General features: G+C 53.2%; 24 protein-coding genes. 14 read left to right on the top strand and 10 right to left on the bottom strand.

The window, feature by feature from the left end; all coding sequences use genetic code 11:
* Positions 1 to 54 precede the first annotated feature (54 nt).
* On the bottom strand, positions 55 to 1,473 hold the full coding sequence (hemN, locus tag BBW69_RS05750) for an oxygen-independent coproporphyrinogen III oxidase (RefSeq protein ID WP_188210710.1): 1,419 nt from the start codon (positions 1,471 to 1,473) through the stop codon (positions 55 to 57).
* Between the two features lie 134 nt (positions 1,474 to 1,607).
* Here hemN and fnr point away from each other — a divergent pair, with 134 nt between their 5' ends.
* Positions 1,608 to 2,342, top strand: a complete 735-nt coding sequence (gene fnr / locus BBW69_RS05745; protein WP_107859447.1) for a fumarate/nitrate reduction transcriptional regulator Fnr — start codon at positions 1,608 to 1,610, stop codon at positions 2,340 to 2,342.
* 124 nt (positions 2,343 to 2,466) lie between these two features.
* On the opposite strand, the gene BBW69_RS05740 is transcribed toward fnr, so the two are convergent.
* The gene (locus BBW69_RS05740; RefSeq protein WP_003676476.1) at positions 2,467 to 3,417 is read right to left on the bottom strand and encodes a CysB family HTH-type transcriptional regulator; all 951 of its coding nucleotides are present in this window, start codon (positions 3,415 to 3,417) and stop codon (positions 2,467 to 2,469) included.
* Positions 3,418 to 3,778: 361 nt separating this feature from the next.
* Here BBW69_RS05740 and BBW69_RS05735 point away from each other — a divergent pair, with 361 nt between their 5' ends.
* The 3 genes from BBW69_RS05735 (at position 3,779) to BBW69_RS05725 (ending at position 6,113) form a co-directional block, all read left to right on the top strand.
* Entirely contained in the window at positions 3,779 to 4,552 is a 774-nt protein-coding gene (locus BBW69_RS05735) for an OmpA family protein (protein WP_188210709.1), read from the top strand.
* Positions 4,553 to 4,678: 126 nt separating this feature from the next.
* Entirely contained in the window at positions 4,679 to 5,635 is a 957-nt protein-coding gene (thiL, locus tag BBW69_RS05730) for a thiamine-phosphate kinase (RefSeq protein WP_188210708.1), read from the top strand.
* Complete coding sequence (locus BBW69_RS05725; protein WP_188210707.1) at positions 5,628 to 6,113, top strand: phosphatidylglycerophosphatase A; 486 nt, start codon at positions 5,628 to 5,630, stop codon at positions 6,111 to 6,113. The genes thiL and BBW69_RS05725 overlap by 8 nt, the downstream gene beginning before the upstream one ends.
* Positions 6,114 to 6,164: 51 nt before the next feature.
* On the opposite strand, the gene ettA is transcribed toward BBW69_RS05725, so the two are convergent.
* The 3 genes from ettA to nadA all read right to left on the bottom strand — a co-directional run bounded on the left by ettA (position 6,165) and on the right by nadA (position 10,925).
* A complete protein-coding gene (gene ettA, locus BBW69_RS05720) occupies positions 6,165 to 7,841 on the bottom strand; it encodes an energy-dependent translational throttle protein EttA (RefSeq protein ID WP_188210706.1) in 1,677 nt (558 codons plus the stop codon).
* 375 nt (positions 7,842 to 8,216) lie between these two features.
* Complete coding sequence (gene nadB, locus BBW69_RS05715; RefSeq protein ID WP_188210705.1) at positions 8,217 to 9,761, bottom strand: L-aspartate oxidase; 1,545 nt, start codon at positions 9,759 to 9,761, stop codon at positions 8,217 to 8,219.
* Positions 9,762 to 9,812: 51 nt separating this feature from the next.
* Positions 9,813 to 10,925 carry a quinolinate synthase NadA gene (nadA, locus tag BBW69_RS05710; protein ID WP_188210704.1) on the bottom strand — a complete coding sequence of 371 codons (1,113 nt, stop codon included), beginning with the start codon at positions 10,923 to 10,925 and terminating at the stop codon, positions 9,813 to 9,815.
* A 200-nt stretch (positions 10,926 to 11,125) separates the two neighbouring features.
* On the opposite strand from nadA, the gene BBW69_RS05705 reads away from it, so the two are divergent.
* Both BBW69_RS05705 and nadC read left to right on the top strand, forming a co-directional pair.
* Positions 11,126 to 12,064: a hypothetical protein gene (locus BBW69_RS05705; RefSeq protein WP_188210703.1), complete on the top strand. Its 939-nt coding sequence runs from the start codon at positions 11,126 to 11,128 to the stop codon at positions 12,062 to 12,064.
* A 75-nt stretch (positions 12,065 to 12,139) separates the two neighbouring features.
* Entirely contained in the window at positions 12,140 to 13,021 is an 882-nt protein-coding gene (gene nadC, locus BBW69_RS05700; protein WP_188210702.1) for a carboxylating nicotinate-nucleotide diphosphorylase, read from the top strand.
* Positions 13,022 to 13,082: 61 nt separating this feature from the next.
* Here the strand turns inward: nadC and BBW69_RS05695 are convergent, their stop codons facing one another.
* Complete coding sequence (locus BBW69_RS05695; protein ID WP_188210701.1) at positions 13,083 to 13,277, bottom strand: hypothetical protein; 195 nt, start codon at positions 13,275 to 13,277, stop codon at positions 13,083 to 13,085.
* Positions 13,252 to 13,491 (bottom strand): hypothetical protein, encoded by a 240-nt coding sequence (locus BBW69_RS05690; protein ID WP_107859439.1) that lies wholly within the window; start codon positions 13,489 to 13,491, stop codon positions 13,252 to 13,254. Before BBW69_RS05690 ends, BBW69_RS05695 begins: the two co-directional genes overlap by 26 nt.
* A gap of 269 nt (positions 13,492 to 13,760) precedes the next feature.
* Between BBW69_RS05690 and BBW69_RS05685 the strand changes: the two genes are divergently transcribed.
* Positions 13,761 to 14,042 carry a helix-turn-helix transcriptional regulator gene (locus BBW69_RS05685; protein WP_107959749.1) on the top strand — a complete coding sequence of 94 codons (282 nt, stop codon included), beginning with the start codon at positions 13,761 to 13,763 and terminating at the stop codon, positions 14,040 to 14,042.
* 57 nt (positions 14,043 to 14,099) lie between these two features.
* Positions 14,100 to 14,870, top strand: a complete 771-nt coding sequence (xth, locus tag BBW69_RS05680; RefSeq protein ID WP_188210700.1) for an exodeoxyribonuclease III — start codon at positions 14,100 to 14,102, stop codon at positions 14,868 to 14,870.
* Between the two features lie 265 nt (positions 14,871 to 15,135).
* Here the strand turns inward: xth and BBW69_RS05675 are convergent, their stop codons facing one another.
* The gene (locus BBW69_RS05675) at positions 15,136 to 15,813 is read right to left on the bottom strand and encodes an OmpA family protein (RefSeq protein ID WP_188210699.1); all 678 of its coding nucleotides are present in this window, start codon (positions 15,811 to 15,813) and stop codon (positions 15,136 to 15,138) included.
* Positions 15,814 to 15,887: 74 nt separating this feature from the next.
* Complete coding sequence (locus BBW69_RS05670; protein WP_188210698.1) at positions 15,888 to 16,769, bottom strand: YoaK family protein; 882 nt, start codon at positions 16,767 to 16,769, stop codon at positions 15,888 to 15,890.
* Positions 16,770 to 16,896: 127 nt separating this feature from the next.
* Between BBW69_RS05670 and BBW69_RS05665 the strand changes: the two genes are divergently transcribed.
* The 5 genes from BBW69_RS05665 to ispH all read left to right on the top strand — a co-directional run bounded on the left by BBW69_RS05665 (position 16,897) and on the right by ispH (position 22,984).
* Complete coding sequence (locus BBW69_RS05665; RefSeq protein ID WP_188210697.1) at positions 16,897 to 17,271, top strand: hypothetical protein; 375 nt, start codon at positions 16,897 to 16,899, stop codon at positions 17,269 to 17,271.
* A 100-nt stretch (positions 17,272 to 17,371) separates the two neighbouring features.
* Positions 17,372 to 18,292, top strand: a complete 921-nt coding sequence (gene ribF, locus BBW69_RS05660) for a bifunctional riboflavin kinase/FAD synthetase (protein ID WP_188210696.1) — start codon at positions 17,372 to 17,374, stop codon at positions 18,290 to 18,292.
* A gap of 141 nt (positions 18,293 to 18,433) precedes the next feature.
* The gene (ileS, locus tag BBW69_RS05655) at positions 18,434 to 21,223 is read left to right on the top strand and encodes an isoleucine--tRNA ligase (protein ID WP_188210695.1); all 2,790 of its coding nucleotides are present in this window, start codon (positions 18,434 to 18,436) and stop codon (positions 21,221 to 21,223) included.
* A 267-nt stretch (positions 21,224 to 21,490) separates the two neighbouring features.
* A complete protein-coding gene (gene lspA, locus BBW69_RS05650) occupies positions 21,491 to 21,997 on the top strand; it encodes a signal peptidase II (protein WP_039854213.1) in 507 nt (168 codons plus the stop codon).
* Positions 21,998 to 22,015: 18 nt separating this feature from the next.
* Positions 22,016 to 22,984: a 4-hydroxy-3-methylbut-2-enyl diphosphate reductase gene (ispH, locus tag BBW69_RS05645; RefSeq protein ID WP_003676429.1), complete on the top strand. Its 969-nt coding sequence runs from the start codon at positions 22,016 to 22,018 to the stop codon at positions 22,982 to 22,984.
* A gap of 75 nt (positions 22,985 to 23,059) precedes the next feature.
* Here the strand turns inward: ispH and BBW69_RS05640 are convergent, their stop codons facing one another.
* The gene (locus tag BBW69_RS05640; RefSeq protein WP_188210694.1) at positions 23,060 to 23,719 is read right to left on the bottom strand and encodes an HAD-IA family hydrolase; all 660 of its coding nucleotides are present in this window, start codon (positions 23,717 to 23,719) and stop codon (positions 23,060 to 23,062) included.
* A 159-nt stretch (positions 23,720 to 23,878) separates the two neighbouring features.
* On the opposite strand from BBW69_RS05640, the gene BBW69_RS05635 reads away from it, so the two are divergent.
* Complete coding sequence (locus tag BBW69_RS05635) at positions 23,879 to 25,993, top strand: TonB-dependent siderophore receptor (protein ID WP_188210693.1); 2,115 nt, start codon at positions 23,879 to 23,881, stop codon at positions 25,991 to 25,993.
* Positions 25,994 to 26,030 lie beyond the last annotated feature (37 nt).

The following is a 26,030-nucleotide window of genomic DNA, read 5'->3' as shown; positions in this document are numbered from 1 at the left end:
AATAAAATGCCGTCTGAACCTCTTTCAGACGGCATCCGTATATTTGAAATACAATCAGACGGTTTGTGAGTATTTCGCCCTGGTTTCTTTATGGCGCAAGTGGTAGTCGAATACCATGGCGATGTTGCGGATGAGGAAGCGTCCCTTCGGAGTAACGGTCAGTCCTTGGTCGTTCAGGTTGACGAGTCCCAAGTCTGCAAGTTTTTCCAGATCGGCGAGCTCGTCTTTGAAGTAACGGTCGAACGGAGTGCCGGATATGTCTTCGTAAACACGGTAGTCGAGTGCGAAACGGCACATCAAATCCTGAATGATATTGCGGCGCAGGATATCGTCCTGATTAAGCTGGTAGCCGCGCATGATGGGCAGTCTGCCTTCATCGATGGCGGCATAGTAGGCATCGATGTCCCGTTCGTTTTGAGAGTAGGTGTTGCCGATTTTACCGATGGACGACACGCCGATAGCAACTAGGTCGCAATCCGCATAAGTTGAATAACCTTGGAAATTGCGTTGCAGCAATCCTTCTTCGAGTGCGACAGACAATTCGTCGTCCGGTTTGGCAAAATGATCCATGCCGATGAAGACATAGCCGCGTTCGGTCAGGGTTTGGACGCAGTATTGCAGCATATCGAGTTTTTCCTCACTGCCGGGAACGGCGGCGGTATCGATGCGGCGTTGCGGTTTGAAAACATGCGGCAGGTGGGCGTAGTGATAAAGGGCGAGACGGTCGGGATCAAGCGACAAAACGGTATCGATGGTGGTTTTAATGCTTTCGGAAGTCTGGTGTGGTAGGCCGTAAATCAAGTCCACACTGACGGATTTGAAGCCTGCTTCACGGGCGGCATCGATGACTTCCTTGGTTTCTTCGTAACTTTGGATGCGGTTGACGGCCGCCTGTACTTTAGGGTCGAAATCCTGAATACCGACACTCATACGGTTGAAACCGAGTCTGCCGAGCATGAGGACGGTATACCGGCTGACTTTACGCGGGTCAATTTCGATGGAATATTCGCCGGTGGGGAACAACTCGAAATGTTTGCGGATCATGCGGAAAACACGTTCGATTTGGTCGTCGCTTAAGAAGGTTGGCGTACCGCCGCCGAAGTGGAGTTGGGCAAGCTGGTGTTTTCCGTTTAAATGCGGGGCAAGCAGCTCCATTTCTTTTTCAAGGTATTCGATATAGGCATCGGCGCGGCTCTTGTCTTTGGTAATGATTTTATTGCAGCCGCAGTAGTAGCAGATGGTATTGCAAAAGGGGATGTGAATGTAAAGGGAGAGCGGTTTATTTAACATTCCCGTGCTACGTAAATGTAAAGCTTTGATGTACTCCCCTTCTCGGAAGCCGTCATGGAAACGGTCTGCAGTAGGGTAGGAGGTGTAGCGCGGACCGCTGGACGGCAGGCTGGCAATCAGCTCGCGGTCGAACTCGGGACGGTTATTGGCATTGTGATTGTTCTGTATCTGTATAATTTTCATGGTGCGTGTTCGATTTTATGATGTTAGTCAAATTTTGGATAGTTTGGTAGAATGCCGCAGTATGATAAACCTGTCTTGATATGTGTCAATAAGCACATAATCATGATGGGGCAAAACGCACGAAAAGGTACGGTATGGCTTCGCATAATACTACACATCAGATGAAAACGCTGTGTTCTTCCTGTTCTTTGCGGGAACTCTGTCTGCCTGTCGGATTACTGCCTAACGAGTTTACCCAGCTCGATGCCGTTATCCGCCAAAGCCGCCGTTTGAAAAAGGGCGAATACCTGTTCCGTGCCGGCGAAGCCTTTACTTCGCTCTTTGCCATCCGTGCAGGCTTCTTCAAGACAACCGTCGCCAGTCAGGATGGCCGCGATCAGGTAACAGGTTTTTTTATGTCGGGCGAACTCATCGGCATGGACGGCATCTGTTCCCATGTGCACAGTTGCGACGCGGTCGCTTTGGAAGACAGCGAGGTATGCGAGTTACCGTTTACCCATATCGAAGAGCTCGGTCAGAATATCCCAAGCCTGCGTACCCACTTTTTCCGCATGATGAGCCGCGAAATTGTGCGCGATCAGGGCGTGATGTTGCTTTTGGGTAATATGCGTGCAGAAGAGAGGATTGCCGCCTTTCTGTTAAACCTCTCCCAACGCCTTTATTCCCGCGGTTTTGCTGCCAACGATTTCATCCTGCGCATGTCTCGTGAAGAAATCGGCAGTTATCTCGGGCTGAAACTTGAAACCGTCAGCCGCACATTATCTAAATTTCATCAGGAAGGGTTGATTTCCGTCGAACACAAGCACATCAAAATCCTCAATCTGCAAGTGTTGAAGAAGATGGTGTCCGGCTGCTCGCACGCCATTTGAGCCATTGTCGTCCGGGATAATGCATATAGGCAGGATATTTGTTCTTCCCATAATTTCAGATAGTATGGGAAAGCAAATATCCTGCCTTTGTTTTACAGACAAAATGCCGGCTGAAGGGAAAACACTAAATAGAGAAATCTTCGCTGACGGGTGTGTACAGGATTTTGTCCACCTTTTCACGGGTCAGGTGCGGTGCAAATGATTGGATAAAGTCATACGCATATCCGCGCAAATAAGTATCGTTGCGTAAGGCAATCCATGTTGGAGAAGGTTCAAACAAATGTGCGGCATCCACAAGTTGCAAATCGTCATCCGTATCCGGGTTGTAGGCCATCTTTGCCATCAATCCCACGCCCAAACCCAAGCGGACGTAAGTTTTTAATACGTCCGTATCTGCCGCAGCCAATGCGACATCGGGTTGTTCCAAACGAGCTTTGGCGAATGCCCGTGCAATGCTGCTGCCCGTGTTGAATGCAAATTCATAGGTAATTAGTGGAAATCTTGCCAAATCTTCAATGCGGAGGGGGTTTCTGCATTCGAGCAAGGGGTGGTCGTTCGGTACGATAACCGCATGAGTCCAGTCATAGCAGGGGAGTTTTCCCAGTTCGGGATGGTCGTCTATACGCTCTGTAACAATTGCCAAATCAGATTCGCCCGAAGTAACCATTTGGGCGATGGCGGCAGGGCTCCCCTGTTTGATGGTCAGGTTGACTTTCGGATAGCGTTTCACAAAATCGGCAACAATCAAGGGCAGGGCATAGCGTGCCTGAGTATGTGTTGTGGCTACCGTCAGCGAACCGCTGTCCTGTCCGGTAAACTCGCTGCCGATATTTTTAATGTTTTGTACATCACGCAAAATACGTTCGGCAATATCTAAAACCGCTTTGCCCGGCTGAGAGACGGAAACCACGCGCTTTCCGCTGCGGATAAAAATCTGAATGCCGATTTCTTCTTCCAATAATTTGATTTGTTTGGAAATACCGGGTTGCGAGGTAAACAAGGCTTCGGCTGCTTCGGAAACATTCAGGTTGTGCCGGTAAACTTCCAAAGCGTATTTTAATTGCTGTAATTTCATGGCGGGTGGGTATGCATCGGTGACAGGGTCTGAATATCGTTTTTAATTTATCATACTTTTTTAAGTATATGATATGGGCTCTGTCGCCATATTTGTTGTTTTTATGCAACGACAATTTCCATATATGGAAAAAATCACCCTAAACTAATGACACAGAATTGATTTTTCGGCATGATTGGCAATTAGGAAACAGGCTGTGTTACTGTTGTTTTCTAGGGTTGAGTATTGACAGTCTGCACCCGGCTTCTTTATAGTGGAGACTGAAATATCCAATTTGCCGCCATATTCTTACAGCGGCCTGTATGTTGGCAATCCAGCAGCTGCTCCTGTATCTGCTGTACAAATTTAATGAGGGAATAAAATGACCAAACAGCTGAAATTAAGCGCATTATTCGTTGCACTGCTCGCTTCCGGCACTGCTATGGCAAGCGAAGCACATACCAAACATGGTTACACTGTAAGCAGCAAATCTCAAGAAATCGTACGTAACAACTACGGCGAGTGCTGGAAAAACACCTATTTCAATAAAGCGGAACAAGGTCGTGTGGAATGTGGTGATGCTGCTCCGCAGGCTCCTACTGTTATCGAACAGGCTCCTCAATATGTTGACGAAACCGTTTCTCTGTCCGCTAAAACTCTGTTCGGTTTCGATAAGGACGTATTACGTGTTGAAGCTCAAGAGAATCTGAACGTATTGGCACAGCGTCTGGGTCAAACCAATGTACAAGCCGTACGTGTAGAAGGTCATACCGACTTTATGGGTGCCGAGGCATACAACCAGGCATTGTCTGAACGCCGTGCCAACGTAGTTGCAAATTACTTGGTAGGTCGTGGTGTTCCTGCTGCTAAAATTTCTGCAGCCGGCTTAGGTGAGTCTCAAGCTCAGATGACCCAAGCTTGTGAAGCCGAGGTAGCTAAACTGGGTGCTAAAGTTTCTAAAGCTAAAAAACGTGAAGCCTTGATTGCATGTATCGAACCTGACCGTCGCGTTGATATCAAAATCCGTAGCGTGGTAACTCGTCAAGTTTCCCCAGGTTACGTTCAAACACAACAGGCTCAGGCTGAGCATCCTGCCGCTGAGCAAGGTTGGATTCCTGCTCCATACAATGGTGTACACGGTTACGCAAAACCTTAATTGGTTGATTTAAATAAACCCCGCATTTGCGGGGTTTATTTTATTTTATTTGTCAGATTGCTTTGGCTATTCTTAGTGAAGGATATAAAATCTGTACTGCATCATTTGTCATGGATATTTTAAATAATGAAAGAATTTGATTTCATCAGGCGGTATTTGCAGACAGACGGTGATCGTGATGTTGTTTTAGGAATTGGCGATGATGCGGCAATTATCCGCCCGCGAGAGGGTTTCGATTTGTGTTTCAGTGCGGATATGCTGCTGAGGGACAGGCATTTTTTTGCCGATGTAGAACCGGAGGATTTGGCTTGGAAGGTTTTGGCTGTCAATATTTCAGATATGGCGGCAATGGGTGCCATACCGCGTTGGGTGCTGCTAAGCGCGGCATTGCCGCAATTGGACGATGTGTGGTTGGAACGGTTTTGCAGTAGTTTTTTTGATTTGGCAAGAAAGTTTGGCATCACCTTAATCGGCGGTGATACGACCAAGGGTGATATGGTTTTCAATGTAACCATTATTGGCGAGTTGCCGAAGGGGAGGGCATTGAAGCGTAATGCGGCGGCAGTGGGCGATGATGTTTGGGTGTCCGGGTATATAGGGATGGCGGCGGCGGCTTTGAACTGCCGTCTGAAACAGTGTGTTTTGCCTGACGATGTATTTGCCGCGTGCGAACAGAAGTTGCTCCGTCCTGAACCAAGGGTTGAACTGGGACTTGCCTTATTGCCTGTCGCCCATGCGGCACAGGATGTTTCCGATGGGCTGGCTCAGGATATAGGGCATATTTTGACCGCTTCCGGTGTGGGTGCGGAAATTTTTGCGGATAAATTGCCGTCTTTATCCGTATTGAAAGATATTTTGCCACGTTCTCAATGGCTGTCTTATACTTTGGCCGGCGGCGATGATTACGAACTGGTATTTACCGCATCGGAAAGTTGCCGCGAAAGCGTGCTTGCCGCAGCGGAACGATGCGGCGTGCCGGTAACGCGTATCGGTAAAATCAATGGGGAATGCCGTCTGAAGATTTTGGATAATGACGGCAGGGAATTGAAACTTCACTCTTCGGGATTTGATCATTTTGGCTGATTTTAAACCTAACTTTGCATGGCTGCTCAAACGGCCGTTGTGTTTTTTGGCATTTGGTTTCGGCAGCGGGCTTGCTCCGTTTGCGCCGGGTACCTTCGGTACTTTGGCGGCGTTACCTTTGGCGTTCGTATTGATTTTGACGGGTGTGGACGGCCTGTTGTTGGCTTTTTTATGTATGGTGCTGTTTATGTGGGGCATACGCATTTGCGCGTATGCGGAAAAGGAAACAGGGGTATCCGATCATGGCGGTATTGTTTGGGATGAAATCGTCGCCATGATGTTTGTACTGGCTTTCGTTCCGTTCAAGTGGGTGTGGTGGCTGGCGGCGTTTATCCTATTCCGTCTATTTGACGCGCTTAAACCGCCTCCGGTCAGCTGGTTTGATAAAAATCTGCATGGTGGGCTGGGTATTATGGCGGACGACATGGCTGCGGCGGTAATGACGTTGATTGTCTTGCAGATTGCGATGCTGTTTTAACGGGGTTATCTTACAGAAATGCCGTCTGAATGGTTTCAGACGGCATTTTGTTTAACGCGTTACCGGTTTATATTTAATCCGTTTCGGTTTCGCGCCTTCTTCGCCGAGTCGGCGTTTCTTATCGGCTTCGTATTCCTGATAGTTGCCGTCGAAGAACACCCATTTAGAGTCGCCTTCACAAGCCAAGATATGCGTAGCGATGCGGTCGAGGAACCAGCGGTCGTGCGAAATGACCATCACGCTGCCGGCAAATTCCAGCAATGCGTCTTCCAGTGCGCGCAGGGTTTCCACATCGAGGTCATTGGACGGTTCGTCCAGCAGCAACACATTGCCGCCGCTCAACAAGGTTTTTGCCAAGTGCAAACGTCCGCGTTCGCCGCCGGAAAGGTTGCCGGCGATTTTGCTTTGGTCGCTGCCTTTGAAATTGAAGCGTCCCAAATATTGGCGGGCTGGAATTTCAAACTGACCAACCTGCAAAATGTCGCGGCCTTCGGCGATGTTGTCGAATACGGTTTTGTCGTTTTGTAAACCTTCGCGGCTTTGGTCAATCAGACTCATTTTCACGGTTTGCCCGATTTTCACTTCGCCGGAATCAGGCTGCTCTTTGCCCGAAATCATTTTGAACAGCGTAGATTTACCCGCGCCGTTCGGACCGATGATGCCGACAATCGCGCCCGCAGGCACTTTGAAGCTCAAATCGTCAATCAGCACTTTATCGCCAAACGATTTGGAAACATTCACAAATTCAATGACTTCATTACCCAAACGCTCGGCAACAGGGATAAAGATTTCCTGAGTTTCGTTGCGTTTTTGGTATTCGTAGTTGCTCATTTCTTCAAAACGCGCCAGACGCGCTTTGGACTTGGCTTGGCGGCCTTTGGCATTCTGGCGCACCCATTCCAATTCCTGCTTCATTGCTTTCACGCGCGCAGCTTCGGATTTCGCCTCGTTTTCCAAGCGTTTTTCTTTCTGCTCCAGCCAAGACGAGTAATTGCCTTTCCACGGAATACCGTGTCCACGGTCGAGTTCCAAAATCCATTCGGCGGCGTTGTCCAAGAAGTAGCGGTCGTGCGTTACGGCAACGACTGTACCTGGGAAGCGTACCAAGAATTGCTCCAGCCATTCGACAGATTCCGCGTCCAAGTGGTTGGTCGGCTCGTCCAGCAAAAGCATATCGGGTTTGCTCAACAACAGTTTGCACAAAGCAACGCGACGTTTTTCACCGCCGGACAAATTGCCGATTTTGGCATCCCAATCAGGCAGGCGCAGCGCGTCGGCAGCGATTTCCAATTCATGCTCTGCACCGCCGCCGGTAGACGAACCCGCCGCAATAATCGCTTCCAAGCGGCCTTGTTCTTCCGCCAACGCGTCAAAATCCGCATCAGGATTGGCATACTCAGCATACACTTCTTCCAAGCGTTTTTGTGCGGCAGCCACTTCGCCCAAACCGCTTTCCACTTCCTCGCGCACGGTTTTCTCAGGATCAAGCTCAGGCTCTTGCGACAGGTAGCCGATTTTAATGCCGCCCATCGGCACGGCTTCGCCCTCAAATTCTTTATCCACGCCCGCCATAATTCTCAGTACAGTAGATTTACCCGCACCGTTCAAACCGAGCAAACCGATTTTTGCACCAGGAAAGAATGAAAGGGAAATGTCTTTAATAATGGTTTTTTGCGGCGGCACAACCTTGCTCACGCGCAGCATAGAATAGACGTATTGTTGGGACATGGTTTTCTCAATTCGGTCAAATAAATTTCAGACGGCCCATTTTAACCGATTGTATTGATTATTGCTTGCACGGATGATATTTGGAGGAACAGCTGACGGAATGACTAAAGAGTTTGTGAATCGTTTGATATTTATTTTGATTGGCGAACGTGTTTGCCTGCCATACATGCATAAACGGCAATAATTCTTTGGCAATGTATTGATATGAAAGTAAATCTGTTTAGTAAAAGGAAAAGTCAGGAGGAAGGAAGGCGGCATTGTGTCCATTTGGGTTGATGACGCAAGGAGTGTTGAATAAAGGCCGTCTGAAACCTTTTCAGACGGCCTTTCTTCATTTTTCACAGGAATATCTCAAATCCCCGCGTATCCTGCCCTTCAGTCTGCTGCCTGCTTTTTCCAATCGACACACTCTGCCAAATCGGTATTGAAATGCGCGCCGATGTTGTGCCGCCTTGCGTATGCGGCTTGGGCGACGGCGAGGCTGCATTCGAGCAGGTTGCGGTTTTCGTATTCGGACGCAGTGTGCGGTTCGGTTTGGTTTTGCTTCCAAAGCCACAGCTGGGCGATGGCGCGGCGCAGGCCGGTATCGTTGCGGAGGATGCCCAGATGGCGTTGGTTGAACGCTTGCAGGACGGGACGGCTGAAGGTGTTTTGAAGGTCGTCTGCAAAGATGCCTGCTTCGGCGGTGGGGTTTTCAGACGATCTTTGGGACGGTACAGCTTGGAATGCTTGTCCGTCTGCGATGGTTTGGGCGCAGAGCCTTGCGGTCACGACGCATTCGAGCAGGGAGTTGCTGGCGAGGCGGTTGGCTCCGTGCAGCCCTGTGCAGGCGGTTTCGCCTAAGGCGTAGAGCTGCGGTAGGGAGGTTCTGCCGCAGGGGTCGGTGTGGATGCCGCCGCAGGTGTAGTGTTGCACGGGGCGGACGGGGATGGCTTGGCGCGTGATGTCCAAGCCGCATTGGGATAAACAGTGTCGATGGATGGACGGAAAATGCTGACAGACGAACGCTGCGGGTTGATGGCTGATGTCGAGCGAGACGAAGTCTTGCGTTTGCTTGGCGATTTCGGCGGCGATGGCGCGGGCAACGATGTCGCGCGGCGCAAGTTCGGCGCGGAGGTCGTAATGCGGCATAAACCGTTCGCCCGATTGGTTGGTCAGGATGCCGCCTTCGCCGCGCACGGCTTCGGAAATCAGGAAGGTGCGGCCGTTTTCAGACGACCTTGCCAAGCCTGTGGGGTGGAATTGGATAAATTCGAGGTTTTCGACTGCGCAGCCTGCGCGTATCGCCATGGCGATGGCGTCTCCCGTGCATTCGGGCGGCGTAGTGGTGGTGGCGTAAATCTGTCCCAAGCCGCCGCCTGCGAGTACGGTATGGCGGGCGCGGATGCGGTAGGTTTCTTGCGTTTGGCAGTCGAGGACGGTCAGTCCGCACGCCGCGCCTGATTCGGTTTGGATGTCCAACGCCATCTGCTGCTCGTAAACGCGGATGTTCAGGCGGCGGCGTATTTGGGCAATCAGGCTCTGCATGACGGCTTCGCCCGTGTAGTCGGCGACGTGGGCGATTCGGCGGCAGGTATGCCCGCCTTCGCGCGTCAGGTGCAGGTCGTTATGATTCCGGTCGAACGCCACGCCCTGCGCCAACAGCCATTCGATTGCCGGTTTGCCCTGCGACAGGATGGCGCGGACGGCGGCTTCGTCGCACAAACCCGCGCCCGCTTCTAAGGTATCGGCAACGTGTTTTTCGATGTCGTCCTCTCCCGACCACGCCGCCGCAATCCCGCCTTGCGCATGACGGCTGGCGGTGTCGTCCAGCCGGTTTTTGCACAAAATGACGATGCGGAACGATTCAGGCAGCGACAGGGCGAGCGTCAGTGCCGCCAGCCCGTTTCCGGCAATCAATACGTCGCAATCGGTTTGCATGGTGTTGTCCTTATTTGAGAGGTCGTCTGAAACGGCAATATTGACGGCAAATCAGGCGGGCCCCATGCCGTTGAACACATCCCCGCGTTTGAGTCCCGCCGCGAAGTCGAGCATACGCTGCAAAGGCAGTTTGGCGGCTTCGCCCAGCTTTCCGTCCAACAGGATTTCGTTGTATCCGCCCGTCAGGGCGTATTTGATGCCGCCCAGTGAATTCATCGCCATCCACGGGCAGAATGCGCAGCTTTTGCAGCTTCCGCTGTTGCCCGCAGTCGGCGCGGCGATAAATTCTTTGTCGGGCGCCTGCTTTTGCATTTCGTGCAGGATGCCCAAATCGGTCGCTACGATAAATTTTTTTTCAGGGCGCGATACGGCGGCTTTGAGCAGTTTGCTGGTCGAGCCGACCACGTCGCCCAGTTCGATGACGCTTTGCGGCGATTCGGGATGAACCAGCACCACCGCGTCGGGGTGTTCCGCTTTCAACGCCGCCAGCTCCTGCCCTTTGAATTCGTTATGGACGATGCACGAACCCTGCCACAACAGCATATCCGCGCTCGTTTCGCGGCGGATGTAGTCGCCGAGGTGGCGGTCGGGCCCCCAAATCAGTTTCTCGCCGCGCGATTTCAGATACGACACGATTTCCAACGCCACCGAAGACGTTACCACCCAATCGGCACGCGCTTTCACGGCGGCGGAAGTGTTGGCGTACACTACCACCGTACGGTCGGGGTGTTGGTCGCAAAACGCCGAAAACGCTTCTTCCGGACAACCCAAATCCAAAGAACATTCCGCTTCCAAATCAGGCATCAGCACCGTTTTTTCAGGGCAGAGGATTTTCGCGCTCTCGCCCATGAAGCGCACGCCCGCCACCACCAATGTACCGGCTTCATGTTCCGCACCGAAGCGCGCCATTTCCAGCGAATCGCCCACGCATCCGCCCGTTTCCAAAGCCAAATCCTGAATCAGCGGATCAACATAATAATGCGCCACCAAGACCGCGTTTTTCTCCTTCAGCAAAGCCTTGATTTCATCTTTCAGACGGCCTGCCGTCTCGCGGTCGGGCGTATCGGCAACCTTCGCCCACGCCTGACGGATTTGGCAGGCGGAAGTCGGCGTTTGGATGAGGGGCATATCGTAATCGAACGAACGGCGGGCGGCGGTTTGCATGATGTTTCCTTGTGGCTGTTTTCAGACGGCATGAAGGTTTGCCGTTTATATTTTGAAATAGTTTTATATTATGCTCAAGTTGAGTATAATATGCAAGGTCGTCTGAAAACAGGTTTGCGATACCGTAAAACCGACCCGCTTCGTTCCGACAAACCGCTTTGGTTTACAATAAAGCCTTTCCCACCCGCAGAAAGCCGAGCATGGACGCCTACCCCGAAGCCGAAGCCCCACCGCAAAGCATCGTCGAGCTGGTTCCCGTATTGATTGCCGTTACCGACGGCGGCCTGCGGGTGTTGACCGTCGCCCAAGGCACGCTCCTGCCCAACGGCCCGCTCTCCCCCCTGCGCAATTCCCTGCAGGCGGGCGTGAAACTGTGGGTCGCCAAGCAGACTTCGCAGCCTATGGGCTATGTGGAACAGCTTTACACCTTTGTCGATACTCACCGCCGCAACGAACACGGCATGCCCGTCTTGTACGTCAGCTACTTGGGGCTGGTGCGCGAGGCAGCCGACAGCATCCTGCATCCCGACGCGAAATGGCAGGACTGCTACGACTATTTCCCGTGGGAAGACCTGCGCACCGACGGCAGGCAGCGCGACGCCGTCGTCAGCCGCCTGCGCATTTGGGCAAACTCGGCGGACACGGAGGAAGTCCGCCAAAAGCGGCTCAAGCGCATTCATTTGTGTTGGGGTGTCGAACCGGAAAACTGGTCGGAAGAATACGTTTTGCAACGCTATGAAATGCTGTATGAAAGCGGCCTGATAGCGGAAGCCGCCGAGCCGCAGGCAAACTTCGACTTCGCACTCACGGGGCAGCCCATGCGCCACGACCACCGCCGCGTACTGGCGACCGCCCTGTCCCGCCTGCGCGCCAAAATCAAATACCGCCCCGTGATTTTCGAACTGATGCCGCCCGAATTCACGCTGCTGCAACTGCAAAACAGCGTCGAAGCCATCAGCGGCAGATTGCTGCACAAGCAAAACTTCCGCCGCCAGATTCAGCAGCAAAACCTCATCGAGCCGTCGGATACCGGCGTATCGGGCAGCAAAGGCCGTCCCGCGCAGCTTTACCGCTTCCGTGACGACGTCCTGCCCGACAGGCTGATTTCGGACATCGGACTGCCGCTGGGCAGCGGTTAGCCCGTTTTCAGACGACCTCAAACGAAGTTTTGCCCCATCGGTGCAACATCCATCTTTTTCAACAAAGGAAACTCCATGCCGTCTGAAAACACCCTCTTTCCCCTGCACGACACCCTGTTGCACCCCATGGTGGAACAAGCCTTGAGCGAAGACTTGGGCAGGCGCGGCGACATTACGTCCGCTGCCGTCATCGCGCCCGATAAAACCGCCAAACTCTTCCTCGTCAGCCGCGAAGACGGTGTTATCGCCGGTATGGACTTGGCGCGCCTCGCCTTTCAGACGATGGATCCGTCTGTCCGCTTCCAAGCTGAAATCCGAGACGGGCAAGCCGTCCGCGCAGGTCAGACGCTTGCCGCCGTCGAAGGCAACGCCCGCGCGTTGCTCGCCGCCGAACGCACCGCGCTCAACTACCTCACGCACTTAAGCGGCATCGCCACCGCCACCGCGCGTGCCGTTGCCGAAGTCGCCGAATACGGTACAGACATCGTGTGCAGCCGCAAAACCATCCCCCTGCTGCGCGTCCTGCAAAAATACGCCGTCAGAGCAGGCGGTGGCGTGAACCACCGCATGGGTTTGGACGACGCCGTACTCATCAAAGACAACCACCTCGCCTATTGCGGCAGCATTGCCCAAGCAGTTCGTCAGGCAAAACAGGCGGTCGGACCGTTGACCTGCGTGGAAATCGAAGTGGACACGTTGGCACAACTGGATGAAGCCATCGCAGCGGGCGCGGAACGGATTTTGCTGGACAACATGGACGACGAAACCCTGAAAGAAGCGGCAAACCGCTGCCACACGCAAACCGCCCACCCCCACACCATCTATTGCGAAGCATCGGGCGGCATCGGCTTCGACCGCTTGAAGCGCGTAGCACAAACCGGCGTGGACGGCATCGCCCTCGGCTATCTGACCCACAGCAGCCGTTCGTTGGATATAGGTTTGGATTTCGTGGCATGAGGTTTAGGGTGAGGGCTGCTGTTTGGTGTGTCAGGAAAGGAACCGCTTAACCGTAATCCGGTTATTGCCTCAGGGAGGAAATGCCGTCTGAAATATTCTTCAGACGGCATTTTTCGTGAAGGTCGTGATGCTTTAGAAAAAACAGCATTTCAGGCAGGCGCGATTTAGGCATTTCGGCATTGGAACCATTTGATGAACGGTAGCCGAAAGATACGGCAGTAACGGAGCGGTCAGCCGGAACACCTATCCAATGCATCCATATCTGCCCATACCGCCACCGCGTCTTTCACTACCGCCGGCAACGCTAAAGCCATATCGGTATGTATCTGGTTTTCCTTGTCGAGGATGCGGTGCATCGTCAGGAAGGCACGACCGATACGCATTTTGCCCGTATCGTCGGCGGCGATGATGAAATACCGAACCGGATGTTGGCGTTGGACAGCCTGTCGCGCAGAACGGCCTTGATTCACGGAAAATATCCATAATGGTTTTCTTAAAAAATACGGATGATTCCGTTCGGCAACAGGGTGGGGCAGGGTAGGGGCGGAGGTTTTATGCCGTCTGAAAGCCTGTCTTTACGCTTGTTTGCAAAAATAGTGGGAAAAGGAACATACAATCCTGTACAATTAGCTATAAATAATTGATTTATAATATAATTTATAAAGATAATCAAAATCATCTATATCGTCTGCCACCTGCCGGACAGTTCGGAGGGAAGACGGCGGCCTCAGGAATACTTATGAAAACAATACCTCTACCCACCATACTCAAACTTATTGCCAATCCCGAGCGTATGGCGATACTGCTCCAACTTTTGGACGGCGACCGCAATATTGCGGAGATGTCCGAATCTTTATCCCTGCCCGCAACAGTGGTTTCCAGTCATTTAAACCGTTTGAGGGTCGACGGTTTGATTGATTTTACGCGTTACCACCGCATTATCGAATACCGCCTGGTTTCCGAAGAAGCGGCGGCGATTCTGCACACGGTTCGCGATTTGGAAAACAAACGTGCGGCATAGTGTTAGAATCCTTTCCTTTTTTCCGTCCCCGTGTCGGGCGGCATTTTCAGGAACCTTATGAAAATTACCACTTGGAATGTCAATTCGCTCAATGTACGTTTGCCGCAGGTTCAGAACCTGCTTGCTGATAATCCGCCGGATGTCCTTGTTTTACAGGAACTCAAACTCGATCAGGACAAGTTCCCCGCCGCCGCCTTGCAGATGATGGGCTGGCACTGTGTTTGGAGCGGGCAGAAAACCTACAACGGCGTGGCGATAATCAGCCGCAGCGTGCCGCAGGACGTACATCTCGGTTTGCCTTCCCTGCCGGATGACCCGCAACGCCGCGTGATTGCGGCGACTGTCGGCGGCGTGCGCGTCATCAATGTCTATTGCGTCAACGGCGAGGCTTTGGACAGCCCCAAATTCAAATATAAGGAACAGTGGTTTGCCGCACTGACGGAGTTTGTCCGCGACGAAATGACCCGTCACGGCAAACTGGTGCTGCTGGGCGATTTCAATATCGCGCCTGCCGATGCGGACTGTTACGACCCTGAAAAATGGTATGAAAAAATCCACTGTTCGTCCGTCGAACGGCAGTGGTTTCAAAACCTGCTGGATTTGGGATTGACAGACAGTTTGCGCCATATCCATCCCGAAGGTGCGTTTTACACATGGTTTGACTATCGCGGCGCGATGTTCCAGCGCAAACTGGGCCTGCGTATCGACCATATATTGGTTACATCCGAAATGGCGGCTGTTTTGAAGGATGTCCGTGTCGATTTGGATACGCGCGCTTTAGAGCGTCCGAGCGACCACGCGCCCGTGGCGGCGGAATTCGATTTGTAATTCGGGAAAGACAAATGCCGTCTGAAACTTCGCAGGGTTTCAGACGGCATTTTGATTGAATATCCGTTTAAACGATGAGGTTGCAGTGGGTATCGCGGTATGGCGGTAACGCCTGTAAACTTACCCGCCATCGGCTGCAATCCGCGGTTTTCCCCGGTAAACGGCGAGACGTTATCCATAGGATTACAGTCGTGGTGCGGCTGCGGTTACGGATATGGAAATGCCGTCTGAAGGTTGTTCAGACGGCATTCCTTTTGCGCGGGGCTTACATTTGCTGTGCCGCATTGACGGCGCGTTGGTCGGGGTTGATTAGGATTTCCACCCGTCGGTTTTGCGCGCGGCCTTCAGCCGTAGCGTTGGAAGCGGCAGGCATATGCGAACCGTAGCCGTAAACCGCCAGTCGCGAAGCCGCCACGCCGCGGGACTGCAGATAGTAGGCAACCGTTTGGGCGCGGTGTTGGGAAAGCGGGTTGTTGACGGCATCCGAACCCGTGTTGTCGGTGTGGCCGTTGATGGTCAGCGTGGTATCTGGATATTGCACCAGCGTTTGTGCGGCAGTATTCAGCGCAAATTGCGCATTGTCGCTTAAAACCGCGCTGCCTGTGGCAAAGGTAACATTTTCGGGCATTACCAGCTTAATCTGGTTGCCTTGGCGTTGAACCTGGACTTGTGTGCCGGCAAGGCTTTGGCGGAGCCGCTGCTCTTGATAGTCCATATAACCGCCGATGCCGGCACCGAGTGCGCCGCAGACGAGTGCAGAGTTGCGCGCGCCTTTGCCGCCGTGTGTCAGCGCGCCCATGATGCCGCATACTGCCGCCCCGCCCAAACCGTATAGGGCGGTTTTGTCTGCGGATTGACGTACGGTGGAAGGATCGGTAACACAGCCTGAAAGCGCAAGTGCGGAGGCAGTCAGTACGACGGTAAAAGGTTTGAAGAAAGTCATAATGTGTCCTTTTTCGGGTATAAAGGCCGATGATAAACAATTATGCCGTCCAAATAAGCGGCGTTAACCTGAAATTACCCGATTTTTCCTGAAACAACACCGGTTTGTCGGTATTTGCGCCGAAACTTCCGCCATATCCACAAAAAACGGACTTTGACGTCGTAACCGACCGAGCCGGCACCCAGTATCAGCAATACCGCCGAAACGGGCAGGGCGAAGTGGTGTCCGATTTTATGGTAGCCCCACGCACCGATGATGCCGCCGAGCAGAAAGGCCTGCATCATGCCGCTGAGCAGCCACATTTTGGGTTTATTGACGCGGACGTGCGGCAGGCGGGGATGGTGGGTTTTGGAGTAATACAGGGCGCGTGAGATTTCGATGCCCAAGTCGGTCGCCGTACCCGTCATGTGGGTCGAGCGGATGGCGCCACCCGATAAAAGCGTCATGACTGTGTTGTGCATACCCATGATGAAGCAGAGCAAGAACAACGCGAGGGAAGGGAAGACCAAACCTCCGTCCGTATCCCATTGCAGCGCGGTAATGCCGAACAGGCCGAAAATCAGCAGGTAAAGCGCCTCCAGCCACATCGACAACCCGTAGCTGCCCCGAAAGCGCATTTGCTGCGTCCATAAAATCACCCAGCCCGAATGCGCCGCACCCGCGATGAAACACAACACGCTGACCATCGCCACCGCTGCCGCCGTCCATTGCTTCAGATATACCATGTCCGCCAGCAGCGACATCGAGCCGGTAACGTGCGACGTGTAGCGGGCAAATGCAAAAAAACCGCCGGCATTGATTGCGCCTGCCAGCAGCGACATGATGTAGCCCAATCGGCGGAAACGCGCATCCGAAATGTGGTGTTCGTGCAGGTAGGGGCGGTCGGCCTGCCAAAACGGCGGGATGTGGTGGCGGCTGCGGCGGGCGTGTTTGGCGTGGCGGTCGGATTCGTTCATAATGGGCGGACGGTTCGGAAAGCATGTTCAAGAACCGCATTTTATAGCGAAAACAATCTAGGGGCGAACTTCACAAGTTTTTGAAAAGAGCGTACATTGAATCTGTTTCCGAGGAGGGTAGAACACCATGCGCCGATACATCGCGGCCATCGCCGCAATACTCATACTGACTGCCTGCGCCACACCCGAACAGCAGGTGGCATACCGTCAGGCACAGCAACGCTACGAACAGGACCTGCAAGTCGCCCTTGCAGCGCAATGCGACCGCGAGGCCGCACAGCTTATCCGCCGTCAGTTCGATTCAGGATATGCGCCCATGCCCGATGCCGAAAGACAGATATTTAAAACACGCTATACCGAAAAGCTTTCCGATCCCATGTTCCAAGCCTGTTACAAAATGGCGTGGCAGAACTACATCTCGCAACAGCAGCTGAAAGAAGTACGCCTGTCGCGCTATTACGACGATTGGGGTTATCCGTTTTACCGTCCCTGGTGGTGGTAGTCAGAAGCGGCGGCATATGCCGTCTGAACGCGCCTACTGTCTATAAACCGCAATACCGTTTACAATGACCGCCTGTTTCATCACATACCCGAACGCAACAATGAGAATCAGGCTTGGGCGGCATGATGCGCCCGACTTTCCACAGGGTGCCGCCGTAACCATAGGTAACTTCGACGGCGTACACCTCGGACACAAACACATCCTCCAAAAACTCCGCCTCGAAGCCGACACGCGCGGATTACCCGTCGTGGCCGTCGTTTTCGAACCCCAACCCAAAGAATTTTTCGCACTCCGCACCGGCAGGATGCCGCCGTGCCGCATCAGTTCCCTGCGTACCAAACTGGAATTGCTGGAAGGGACGGGCTGCGTCGATGCCGTCTGGGTTTTGCGTTTCGATCAAAATTTTTCCGAAATATCCGCGCAAGGGTTTATCGACCGCCTGCTGCGTCAAACCTTGAATACGCGTTATTTGCTCGTCGGCGACGATTTCCGTTTCGGTGCGGGGCGGGAAGGCTGTTTTGAACTTTTGGCACAACAGCCCGATATGCAAACCGAGCGCACGCCTTCCGTCATCGTCGAAGACATCCGCACCAGCAGTACCGCCGTGCGACAAGCCCTTTCAGACGGCAACCTTGCCTATGCGAAAAAACTTTTGGGACACGACTACGTTTTGGGGGGCAGGGTGGTACACGGCAGAAAACTCGGACGCACCCTAAACGCCCCGACTGCCAATATCCGCCTGCCCGGTCACCGTTATGCTCTCGGCGGCGTGTTTGTCGTCGAAGCAGACGGCGCATTCGGCACGCGGCGCGGCGTAGCGAGCTTCGGCTTCAATCCCACCGTTGATAGCGGCTGTTCTCAAAAGCTTGAAGTCCACCTGTTCGACTTTCAAGGCGACCTGTACGGACAACGGTTGAACGTCCGCTTCCTGCACAAACTGCGCGATGAGGAAAAGTTTGACGGTATGGAAGAACTGAAAAGGCAGATTGAAGCCGATATGGAAGCCGCAAAGTGTTGGTAGAAAAACCTTATACAAACCATCCGATTGGGCTACAATCAATCTTTTAACTTTTCAGACGGCATAGGGGTTTCCCGTTGTGAAATACTGTTTGAGGCGCAATGCCGTCTGAAACCGAAATATTGTAACAATAGAGATTAAAAAATGACCGATTACAGTAAAACCGTAAACCTGCTCGAGAGCCCGTTTCCAATGCGCGGCAATCTTGCCAAGCGCGAGCCTGCATGGCTGAAAAGCTGGTACGAGCAAAAACGCTACCAAAAACTGCGCGAAATCGCCAAAGGCCGTCCGAAATTCATCCTGCACGACGGCCCTCCGTATGCCAACGGCGACATCCACATCGGTCATGCCGTCAACAAAATCCTCAAAGACATCATTATCCGCAGCAAAACCCAAGCCGGTTTTGACGCGCCTTATGTACCGGGTTGGGACTGCCACGGTTTGCCTATCGAAGTAATGGTAGAAAAACTGCACGGCAAAGACATGCCTAAAGCCCGTTTCCGTGAATTGTGCCGCGAATATGCCGCTGAACAGATTGCCCGCCAGAAAAAAGACTTTATCCGCTTGGGCGTGTTGGGCGACTGGGACAATCCTTACCTGACCATGGATTTCAAAACCGAGGCCGATACCGTGCGTATGCTCGGCGAAATCTACAAATCCGGCTATCTTTACCGCGGTGCGAAACCGGTTCAATTCTGCTTGGATTGCGGCTCTTCGCTGGCTGAAGCGGAAGTGGAATATAAAGACAAAGTATCGCCTGCGATTGACGTTGCCTATCCGTTTAAAGATACTGCCGCGCTTGCCGCCGCATTTGGTTTGGCAAGTATCGAAGGCAAAGCGTTTGCCGTTATCTGGACAACCACGCCTTGGACTTTGCCTGCGAGCCAAGCTGTTTCAGCTGGTGCAGACGTGGTGTATCAACTGATTGATACGCCTAAAGGCAAATTGGTATTGGCCAAAGATTTGGCAGAAGATGCACTCAAACGTTACGGTTTTTCAGACGGCATTACTATTCTTGCCGAAACCACCGGCGACAAGCTGGAAAACCTGCACATGAATCATCCGTTCCTCGAGCGTGATATTCCCATGCTCAACGGCGACCATGTGACTACCGATGCCGGTACGGGTTTGGTACATACCGCCCCTGCGCATGGTTTGGAAGACTATGCTGTCTGCAATAAATACGGCATCGAGCTTTACAACCCTGTAAATGCCGAAGGCAAATACATCAGCGAAACGCCACGCGTTGCCGGTATGCGCGTTTGGGAAGCCAATCCCGTTATCCTGCAATGGCTGGAAGAAACCGGCAACCTCTTGGCAAGCAGCAAAATCGAACACAGCTACGCACACTGCTGGCGTCACAAAACGCCGCTGATTTACCGCGCGACAGGTCAATGGTTTGTCGGTATGGACAAAGCCGGTGCCGACGGTAAAACCTTGCGCGATAAAGCCATCAAGGCCGTTGATGACACCGAATTCTTCCCATCATGGGGTCGTGCGCGTTTGGAAGCCATGATTGAAGGCCGTCCTGATTGGGTGGTTTCACGCCAACGCTATTGGGGCACGCCGATGACTTTCTTTGTTCACAAAGAAACCGGCGAGCTGCATCCGAACTCTGCCGAGCTTTTGGAAAAAGTTGCCCTGAAAATCGAAGAAAAAGGCATCGAAGCGTGGTTCTCCCTCGATAAGAGCGAACTCTTGAGCGCGGAAGATTGCGAAAATTACGATAAACTTTCCGACACAATGGACGTATGGTTCGACTCAGGCTCGACCCATTACTCCGTCTTGAAACAGCGCGAAGAATTGGACTGGCCTGCCGACCTCTACCTCGAAGGCAGCGACCAACACCGCGGCTGGTTCCAATCTTCTATGCTGACCGGTTGCGCCTCATCCATGGGACGCGCACCGTATAAACAGCTGCTAACCCACGGTTTCGTTGTAGACGGCGAAGGTAAAAAAATGTCGAAATCCATCGGCAACGTCGTCGCACCGCAGGAAATCTATAACGAATTCGGCGCGGACATCCTGCGCCTGTGGGCGGCATCCACCGATTACAGCGGCGAATTGGCGATTTCCAAAGAAATCCTCAAACGTGTAACCGAAAGCTACCGCCGTATCCGCAATACCTTGAGCTTCCTGTTTGCCAATCTCAGCGACTTCAATCCGATTGAAGATGCCGTGCAACAGGCGGATATGGTGGAAATCGACCGCTACGCCTTAGTATTGGCACGTCAGCTGCAAGAGCGTCTGGCAGGCGATTACTATCCGCGCTACGCCTTCCACTTCGCCGTAAAAGACATTGTTTCTTTCTGCTCGGAAGACTTGGGCGCGTTCTACCTCGATATCCTGAAAGACCGCCTCTATACCACCAAAGCAGATAGCCATGCACGCCGCAGCGCACAAACTGCCCTGTATCACATCACACGCAGTTTGGTTCTCTTGATTGCACCGATTTTGTGCTTCACCGGCGAGGAAGCGTGGGACATCATCGGCGGCGGCGAAGAAGACAGCGTCCTCTTCCATACTTGGCACGAGTTCCCAACCATCAACGAAAAAGCCGAAGCCGAACTGGTGAAAAAATGGACGGCAATCCGCGAAGCCCGCGAAGCGGTAACCGCCGCCATTGAGCCTTTGCGCGCCGACAAAACCGTCGGTTCGTCCTTGCAAGCCGAAGCCGAAATTACGGCTCCGGAAGAAATTGCCGACTATCTGAATGCTTTGGGCGAAGAATTGCGCTTTGCTTTGCTGGTGTCTAAAGCAGAAGTGAAAGTAGGTGATGAGCTTGCCGTTGCCGCCAAAGCCAGCGACGGCGAAAAATGCGAACGCTGCTGGCACTACACCCACGATGTGGGCGCAGTTGCAGGTCATGAAACTGTCTGCAAACGCTGCGCCGGGAATGTCGGCGGGGAAGGCGAAACGCGTCATTACGCCTGACGCGGTTTGAGCAAATGCCGTCTGAAAGAAGTTTCAGACGGCATTTTTGTGTGCGTCAAATAAAGAGGCTGCCTGTTTTTTCTTTTTTTGCACGAAGTCAAAACGCGGGGTTGCGGCAGTGCCTGCAGACTGGGGAGGGACGGAAATACAGAGTGTTACCTCGGTCGGAATACCCGCTTTCGGGTTTCAGACGGCATTTGCCGTTTCGGGTACAGGAAAGGGGGTTTTCGGGTAAAATGGCATTCTTTTATCCGGTTGTTGAAAAATATGTCTTCATCTGTTTCAAGTAAAACGCGCTATTGGGTATTGGCACTTGCCGCCATCGTGCTGGACCAGTGGTCGAAGTGGGCGGTACTGTCGTCGTTTCAGTATCAGGAACGCGTCAATGTCATTCCTTCCTTTTTCGATTTGACCTTGGTTTACAATCCAGGCGCGGCTTTCAGCTTCCTTGCCGATCAGGGCGGCTGGCAGAAATATTTCTTTTTATTGTTGGCTGTGGCGGTTAGTATTTATCTGGTACGCGCCATTTTGCGCGACGAGTTTGCTGCCCTCGGAAAAACGGGTGCGGCGATGATTATCGGCGGTGCGTTGGGCAATGTCATCGATCGCCTGATTCACGGCCATGTGGTCGATTTCCTGCTGTTTTACTGGCAGGATTGGTTTTATCCGGCCTTTAATATTGCAGACAGCTTTATTTGCGTCGGTGCGGTATTGGCGGTTCTCGACAATATCGTCAACCGCAAAGACAGGGAAAAAAACGTCGGAGCCTCCTGAAAACGGGATACGGGAATTATGAACGGAAAAACCATCATCCTTGCCAATCCGCGCGGCTTCTGCGCCGGTGTGGATCGGGCAATCAGTATTGTCGAACGTGCTTTGGAAGAGTTCGGCGCACCGATTTATGTGCGTCATGAAGTCGTCCATAACAAGTTCGTCGTCGATAACCTGCGCGAAAAAGGTGCGGTGTTTGTCGACGATTTGGCGGAAGTGCCTCAGGGCGCGACGCTGATTTATTCGGCACACGGCGTATCGAAGGCAGTGCAGCAGGAAGCGGCGGAACGTGGTTTCCGGGTATTTGATGCGACTTGCCCGCTGGTTACGAAAGTGCATAAGGAAGTTGCCCGCCTCGATGCCCTGGATTGCGAAATCATCATGATCGGGCATAAAGGTCATGTCGAGGTCGAAGGAACGATGGGGCAGCTCGAACCCGGGAAAATGCTTCTGGTGGAAACGGTCGGAGATGTTGCCAAACTCGAAGTCAAAAACCCCGACAAGCTTGCCTATGTCAGCCAGACCACGCTCTCGGTCGATGAAACCAAAGACATCATTGCCGCACTGAACGCGCGTTTCCCCAATATCCGCAATCCGCGTAAAGAAGATATCTGCTATGCGACAACCAACCGGCAAACCGCCGTCAAAGAGTTGGCGGAACAGTGCGACATCGTCATTGTGGTCGGTTCCCCCAATTCGTCCAACAGCAACCGTCTGCGCGAAGTGGCGGCATTGCGCGGAATCGATGCGTATATGGTGGATAATGCGGGCTACCTGCAACGCGCATGGTTTGAGGGAAAACACAAAGTCGGCGTAACGGCAGGCGCGTCCGCGCCCGAAGTGTTGGTGCAGGAAGTACTGGCAACCATACGCGGGTGGGGGCATGAAACCGTACGCGAAGGGGAGGGCGCGGAAGAAAGCATCGTGTTCGTCCTACCCAAAGAGCTGCGCCGCGAGGGCGAAACCAAACCCGATTTGTGCAAGCGTTGAATGTTTGGGCAAAACAAATGCCGTCTGAACAGGCTTCAGACGGCATTTTTGCCGTGTGTCTGATGCGGAAACCAATCAGGCGTAATGTTGTGCAAGAAAACCGGGTAGTTCGGACAAGTCGTTCAATACGGCGAGATGCGGTGCGTTAAGGAGCTGTTCACGAGAATGTGCGCCGGTGGTAACGCCGACTGCCGCCGCACCCGCGTTTGCCGCCATATGCAGGTCGTGCGCCGTATCGCCGACGACCAATGCTTCTTTCGGGTCGAGTCCCAGTTCGCCGCAGAGTCCGAATACCATTTCGGGCGAGGGTTTGGAGGGATATTCCCCCGCGCAGGCGGTGGCGAGCCAATAGCTGCCGGTGGCGGTTTGGCTGATGGCACCGTCCAAGCCAGCCCGCCCTTTGCCTGTGGCGACGGCAAGCCAGTATCCTTGCGCTTTGAGCTTGTCCAGACAGGGCAGGGCATCGGGAAAGAGCGTCATATTGCGGTTGTTGGGATTGAGGTAATGTGCGGAATAGGTGCGTGCGATGTCGGCAACTGCGGTTTCAGACGGCATTTCGAGCAGGTCGCGGATGATTTCGGGCAGGCTGTATCCGATCAGACTGCGGACACGGTCTGTTTCCGGCATGGGGAATCCGCATTCGGCGAAGCTTCGGCGCATGGTGTCAATGATGGGTTGGGTCGTATCGGCAAGCGTGCCGTCCCAGTCGAAAATGATGAGTTTGGGCGGGGTCATGGCAGGTTGTTTGCGGTGAAAAGGCAGATTTTATGCGGAAAACGCAGACGTGTCGCATTTTCAACAAAATTTGTCGGGCGGGCGATATATTTTCCCGAACAAGCCGCGTTGCATTTTATTAGAATATAACAATTATCATTTATATGAATTGGACAGTTTATGTCAGTTTTCCGCATCAATATGACGGCAGCCGCTGTTTTGACCGTACTTTCTTCTTCTGCGTTTGCCGCCCAAACGGAAGGTTTGGAAACCGTCCATATTAAGGGTCAGCGTTCTTACAACGCGATTGCCACCGAGAAAAACGGCGATTACAGCTCGTTTGCCGCCACCGTCGGTACAAAAATCCCCGCTTCTTTGCGCGAAATTCCGCAATCCGTCAGTATCATCACCAACCAGCAGGTCAAAGACCGCAATGTTGACACCTTCGACCAACTGGCGCGCAAAACGCCCGGTTTGCGCGTGTTGAGCAACGACGACGGACGCTCTTCGGTTTACGCGCGCGGTTACGAATACAGCGAATACAACATCGACGGCCTGCCTGCGCAGATGCAAAGTATCAACGGCACGTTGCCCAACCTGTTTGCCTTCGATCGCGTGGAAGTGATGCGCGGGCCGAGCGGACTGTTCGACAGCAGCGGCGAGATGGGCGGCATCGTAAATCTGGTGCGCAAACGCCCGACCAAAGCGTTCCAAGGTCATGCTGCAGCGGGATTCGGTACGCACAAACAATATAAAGCCGAAGCCGACGTTTCAGGCAGTCTGAATGCCGACGGCAGCGTGCGCGGCCGCGTGATGGCGCAGACCGTCGGCGCGTCTCCCCGTCCCTCCGAGAAAAACAACCACCACGAAACCTTCTACGCGGCGGCGGATTGGGACATCAACCCCGATACGGTTTTGGGCGCGGGCTATCTTTACCAGCAACGCCACCTCGCGCCGTACAACGGCTTGCCTGCTGATGCAGACGGCAAATTACCGTCCCTGCCGCAACACGCATTTGTCGGCGCGGATTGGAACCGATTCAAAATGAACAGCCACGACGTGTTCGCCGATTTGAAACATTACTTCGGCAACGGCGGCTACGGCAAAGTCGGTATGCGCTATTCCGACCGGAAAGCCGATTCCAATTACACGTTTGCGGGCAGCAGTCTTGATAAAGTCGGAAAAGCCGCGGCTGCAGGTTTGGGTACGGATATCAAACAAAAGGCGTTTGCCTTCGATGCCAGTTACAGTCAGGCGTTTTCTTTGGGGGAGACGGCAAACGAATTCGTGGTCGGTGCCGACCGCAACCGTTTCCGCAGTACTAATGAACAAGGACGTTCGACTTTGTCAAAAAGCGTCGCTTTAGATGATTTCCGCGCTTTGCCTTATAACGGCATACTTCAGAACGCCCGCGCTGGAAACAAAGGTTTCAATCACTCCGTTACCGAAGAAAACCTCGACGAAACCGGTTTGTATGCCAAGACAGTATTCCGTCCTCTGGAAGGTTTGTCGTTGATTGCAGGCGGACGTGTAGGACATCACAAAATCGAGTCGGGCGACGGCAAAACCCTGCACAAAGCTTCAAAAACCAAATTCACAAGTTACGCCGGCGCGGTTTACGATATAGATGGCAGCAACAGCCTGTACGCTTCCGCCTCCCAGCTCTATACGCCGCAAACCAACCTTGATGCCGACGGTAAGCTGCTCAAACCGCGCCAAGGCAACCAGTTTGAAGTCGGCTACAAAGGCAGCCATATGGACGACCGCCTCAATACCCGGGTTTCGTTCTACCGCATGAAGGATAAAAACGCCGCCGCACCGTTGAACCCGAAAGACCGCAACACCCGTTACGCCGCATTGGGCGAGCGCGTGATGGAAGGCGTTGAGACCGAAATCAGCGGTGCGATTACACCGAAATGGCAAATCCATGCAGGTTACAGCTATCTGCACAGCCAAATCAAAACCGCCTCCAATTCGCGCGACGACGGCATCTTCCTGCTGATGCCCAAACACAGCGCAAACCTGTGGACGACTTACCAAGTTACGCCCGAGCTGACCATCGGCGGCGGCGTGAACGCGATGAGCGGCATTACTTCATCTGCAGGGATGCATGCAGGCGGTTATGCCACGTTCGATGCGATGGCGGCTTACCGCTTCACGCCCAAGCTGAAGCTGCAAATCAACGCCGACAACATCTTCAACCGCCATTACTACGCCCGCGTCGGTAGCGCGAGCACCTTTAACATTCCCGGTTCGGAGCGCAGCCTGACGGCAAACCTGCGTTACAGTTTTTAAAGACCAATATGCCGTCTGAAACGGCAGCCGTAGCATA

The sequence above is a fragment of the Neisseria sp. RH3002v2f genome (genome assembly GCF_014596375.1).
In the GTDB taxonomy this organism is placed as follows: domain Bacteria; phylum Pseudomonadota; class Gammaproteobacteria; order Burkholderiales; family Neisseriaceae; genus Neisseria; species Neisseria cinerea.
Note: the sequence above shows the minus strand (reverse complement) of the source record. Positions and strands in the feature narration are given on the sequence as shown.

What these genes read in the sequence shown, in the direction of transcription:
- fnr (WP_107859447.1), top strand. Translation starts at nt 1,608, where the DNA reads ATGGCTTCGCATAATACTACACATCAGATGAAAACGCTGTGTTCTTCC.
- nadA (WP_188210704.1), bottom strand. Translation starts at nt 10,925, where the DNA reads ATGCAAACCGCCGCCCGCCGTTCGTTCGATTACGATATGCCCCTCATC.
- ileS (WP_188210695.1), top strand. Translation starts at nt 18,434, where the DNA reads ATGACCGATTACAGTAAAACCGTAAACCTGCTCGAGAGCCCGTTTCCA.
- BBW69_RS05705 (WP_188210703.1), top strand. Translation starts at nt 11,126, where the DNA reads ATGGACGCCTACCCCGAAGCCGAAGCCCCACCGCAAAGCATCGTCGAG.
- BBW69_RS05740 (WP_003676476.1), bottom strand. Translation starts at nt 3,417, where the DNA reads ATGAAATTACAGCAATTAAAATACGCTTTGGAAGTTTACCGGCACAAC.
- BBW69_RS05635 (WP_188210693.1), top strand. Translation starts at nt 23,879, where the DNA reads ATGTCAGTTTTCCGCATCAATATGACGGCAGCCGCTGTTTTGACCGTA.
- lspA (WP_039854213.1), top strand. Translation starts at nt 21,491, where the DNA reads ATGTCTTCATCTGTTTCAAGTAAAACGCGCTATTGGGTATTGGCACTT.
- xth (WP_188210700.1), top strand. Translation starts at nt 14,100, where the DNA reads ATGAAAATTACCACTTGGAATGTCAATTCGCTCAATGTACGTTTGCCG.
- BBW69_RS05640 (WP_188210694.1), bottom strand. Translation starts at nt 23,719, where the DNA reads ATGACCCCGCCCAAACTCATCATTTTCGACTGGGACGGCACGCTTGCC.
- thiL (WP_188210708.1), top strand. Translation starts at nt 4,679, where the DNA reads ATGAAAGAATTTGATTTCATCAGGCGGTATTTGCAGACAGACGGTGAT.
- BBW69_RS05670 (WP_188210698.1), bottom strand. Translation starts at nt 16,769, where the DNA reads ATGAACGAATCCGACCGCCACGCCAAACACGCCCGCCGCAGCCGCCAC.
- nadB (WP_188210705.1), bottom strand. Translation starts at nt 9,761, where the DNA reads ATGCAAACCGATTGCGACGTATTGATTGCCGGAAACGGGCTGGCGGCA.
- ribF (WP_188210696.1), top strand. Translation starts at nt 17,372, where the DNA reads ATGAGAATCAGGCTTGGGCGGCATGATGCGCCCGACTTTCCACAGGGT.
- ettA (WP_188210706.1), bottom strand. Translation starts at nt 7,841, where the DNA reads ATGTCCCAACAATACGTCTATTCTATGCTGCGCGTGAGCAAGGTTGTG.
- ispH (WP_003676429.1), top strand. Translation starts at nt 22,016, where the DNA reads ATGAACGGAAAAACCATCATCCTTGCCAATCCGCGCGGCTTCTGCGCC.
- nadC (WP_188210702.1), top strand. Translation starts at nt 12,140, where the DNA reads ATGCCGTCTGAAAACACCCTCTTTCCCCTGCACGACACCCTGTTGCAC.
- BBW69_RS05735 (WP_188210709.1), top strand. Translation starts at nt 3,779, where the DNA reads ATGACCAAACAGCTGAAATTAAGCGCATTATTCGTTGCACTGCTCGCT.
- BBW69_RS05685 (WP_107959749.1), top strand. Translation starts at nt 13,761, where the DNA reads ATGAAAACAATACCTCTACCCACCATACTCAAACTTATTGCCAATCCC.
- BBW69_RS05665 (WP_188210697.1), top strand. Translation starts at nt 16,897, where the DNA reads ATGCGCCGATACATCGCGGCCATCGCCGCAATACTCATACTGACTGCC.
- hemN (WP_188210710.1), bottom strand. Translation starts at nt 1,473, where the DNA reads ATGAAAATTATACAGATACAGAACAATCACAATGCCAATAACCGTCCC.
- BBW69_RS05695 (WP_188210701.1), bottom strand. Translation starts at nt 13,277, where the DNA reads ATGCATTGGATAGGTGTTCCGGCTGACCGCTCCGTTACTGCCGTATCT.
- BBW69_RS05675 (WP_188210699.1), bottom strand. Translation starts at nt 15,813, where the DNA reads ATGACTTTCTTCAAACCTTTTACCGTCGTACTGACTGCCTCCGCACTT.